At 65.8% G+C, this 2882-nt stretch carries 2 protein-coding genes and 2 tRNA genes; 1 reads left to right on the plus strand and 3 read right to left on the minus strand.

The window, feature by feature from the left end; genetic code table 11:
* Positions 1-95 precede the first annotated feature (95 nt).
* From ELR45_RS26065 to ELR45_RS26075, 3 genes are all read right to left on the minus strand, one after another.
* A tRNA-Asp gene (locus ELR45_RS26065) sits at positions 96-173 on the minus strand.
* 51 nt (positions 174-224) lie between these two features.
* A tRNA-Glu gene (locus tag ELR45_RS26070) sits at positions 225-297 on the minus strand.
* Between the two features lie 154 nt (positions 298-451).
* Positions 452-2053 (minus strand): metallophosphoesterase, encoded by a 1602-nt coding sequence (locus ELR45_RS26075; RefSeq protein WP_165368106.1) that lies wholly within the window; start codon positions 2051-2053, stop codon positions 452-454.
* A 75-nt stretch (positions 2054-2128) separates the two neighbouring features.
* Between ELR45_RS26075 and ELR45_RS26080 the strand changes: the two genes are divergently transcribed.
* Positions 2129-2476 carry a metallopeptidase family protein gene (locus ELR45_RS26080; protein WP_129668951.1) on the plus strand — a complete coding sequence of 116 codons (348 nt, stop codon included), beginning with the start codon at positions 2129-2131 and terminating at the stop codon, positions 2474-2476.
* The last annotated feature ends 406 nt before the right edge of the window (positions 2477-2882 follow it).

Consider the following 2882-nt stretch of genomic DNA (forward strand, 5'->3'; position numbering starts at 1 on the left):
CGGCACCTTCGTCCCCATCAGCCCACCGCCACACACAAAGAAGGCCACCCCGAAGGATGGCCTCCCCGCTGAGATCCGAAGACCCGTGATGATGCTGGCGGTCCTGACGGGACTTGAACCCGCGACCTCCGCCTTGACAGGGCGGCGAGCACTCCGAACTGCTCCACAGGACCTTGCTTGTGTGATTGCCGCCCTCAGTATGCCACAACTGAGAAGGCACTCAGCATCCCCAACGGGATTCGAACCCGCGTTGCCGCCTTGAAAGGGCGGAGTCCTAGGCCGCTAGACGATGGGGACTAGCCCATTGACGGTTTGGCCCTTGGCTCGTCGCCGTCGGGGACTTAAGAATCATAGGCCGACGGACTCCGGATTACCAAACCGAGAGCGTAGGCGCCTGTGACCAGGAATTTTGCGTCCGTTGGCCAGCTCACGCCGATGTGGTGTGGGTTGGCTAGCCCGCGTTCGGATCGTCATTCGGGTCGTCGTCATTTGGATCGCGGCCATCCGGTGGCCCAGGACTCGGGGTCTCCGGCTCTTCTTCTTCCTGAGCCGCCTCGTCTTCCTCGTCCGCCTGGTGCCGCTCGATCTGCGCTGTGGTGAGGCCAAGCCCGCCCAGGGTGATGTCGTCCCACGCGACGAGTTGTTTCGACTCCGGCTCGAAGTACAGCACGCTCAACATGACCGGCGTCGGATCCTCGCCCTGCAGACCACGCAGGCCGGCGCCTCCCGTGGATCCCTGCATCATGACCCGGGTGCCCCCGTCGAGCGTGTACGTGTTGCGCCGGTGGCCGTGTCCGGACAGCACCAGTGGCGCGGCACCGTCCAAGAGCTCCGCGTGCGATGGGTCGTGGTAGACGATGACATCCGCTGCTGGGTCGAGGTTACGGGCTACCTCGGCGAACTCCTCGGTGCCGATCAGGATGTCTTGGTCGGCGGTGCCGCGGGTGGCCTGATCGGGTGTGAACCGCGGATCCGGTGCGCCGAAGAAGCGGAGCCCGGCCACCTCCACGGGCTCGTCGTTGAGCACGATCGCGTTGTCATTCGCGGCGACGGCGGCGGCCGTGGCGACCGAGTCGTGGTTGCCCTTGACGAAGATGTACGGCCGCTCCAGCGAGCTGATCGGCGCGACATAGCTGTTCTCCAGCGGCGTCCCGTGGTCGGCGACGTCGCCGGCGTCGACGATCACGTCGACGTCATACTGGTCGGCCACCGAATCGATGACATCCCACGCGGCCGGGCTCAGGTGCAGGTCGGCGATATGCAGCACCCGGATCGAGTCGTCGTCCGGCAAGAAGGTCGGCAGTGACAGCGTGGTGTCGTACAGCGCGCCCACATTCGCCACCAGACCGGCTAACTGCTCGGCGTAGGCGTCCACGTTGGACGCGATGAATTCGGCGTTCTCCACCAGACCTGGCGCCGCTGAGATCAGGCCCGTGTAGGTGGGCGTGCGGGCCGCGTCCGCGTCGAACGTCAGCGCGGCCAGGCCGTAGGTCCCGCCGACACTGCCCAGGGCGATCGCGCCCGCAAGCAGTGCGCGGCGGAACGAGCGCATGACCAGTGCCACACCGATGGTCGCTCCAAGAACCGCCACGATGGCGCCGCGGATGCCAGCGTCGATGATGACGCCCCGAAGATCGGAGACGACATCCTCGTCCAGCGCGGCGAACGACAGTGGGTTGTCGACGATCTCCCGGATTCCGGCTTCCTCCACTGCGCGCACGTTCATCTGCAGCGAGAGCGGAGCGGTGTGTGAGTCGATCTCCAAGCTACCGATCGGATCGACCCGCACCACGGACTGACCGTCGAACGATGGCTGGATCGCGGCGTCCACGACGAGCGGCCCGACCAGACCCTGCGAGGTCCCGGCCACCGCCAAGGCGATCCATGCGCCACCGAACGCCAACGCGACCGTGGCGAGCGTCGCGCCGTGCCGCTGGAGGAACGGCGGCATGGGAATGCGGCGCAGGTGGGGTCTCAGTCTCTCCCACTGATCGCGCCATCGACGTATCCGCCGACGGGTATCAAACCGCGTCTGCCGCTCATCCTCGGCCACCGCTTCCACGGTACCGTGGTAGCACATCACCAGTCGTATTAAACATCACCGCAGTTCAGATGAGGTCGTTCGAGTGTGCTTGAGCTAACGGAGCCTGAGTTCGAGGCGCTGGTCGCCGACGCTCTGGACGGTATTCCGGCTGAGCTCGGGCAGGTCATGGACAACGTCGTGATCATGGTCGAGGATGAAGCGCCCGACGACGGGCCGGAGTTGCTCGGGCTCTACGAGGGCACGCCGCTGACCGAACGCGGCGACTACACCGGTGTGCTCCCGGATGTGATCCGCCTGTTCCGGCTGCCGATCCTGCGTGTCTGCGAGACCTACGACGATGCACTCGACGAGGTCCTGGTCACCGTCGTGCACGAGATCGCCCATCACTTCGGGATCGACGACGACCGTCTTCACGAACTCGGCTGGGCCTGACGAGACGCCGCTAGAGGCAGCCAGGCGCTGATGAGGTGGTACGGACGCCGGACCGGGAACGCCTCTCGGCGCAACGGCCGCTCGTAGCGGCTAATAAATGGGACCCGGGGTTACCGCGGTCCGACGTCCAGCGAGGGCCCGAAGGCTGTCGCCACACTCGAAGTTACCCGAGACGACCCACGAACGGAAAATCCAAGCCTGCTGATCTCATGGGTGGGCTTTCTCTCACGAGCCTTGAACGGGGCGCCGTACACCTGCGCCCAGGACGGGGGTCACGTGGTCATCTGACTTCAGTGCAGCTGGTTCTCGCGCCACAGACTGGCGGCGTGCTCCAGCTCCTCGGCCATGCGGAGGTTGCCTCCCCCGAGCCGGACCTGCCGGTCGCGCTCGTCGTCGGTAGCGTCGT

This window comes from Phytoactinopolyspora endophytica (assembly GCF_004138495.1).
Lineage (GTDB): Bacteria > Actinomycetota > Actinomycetes > Jiangellales > Jiangellaceae > Phytoactinopolyspora > Phytoactinopolyspora endophytica.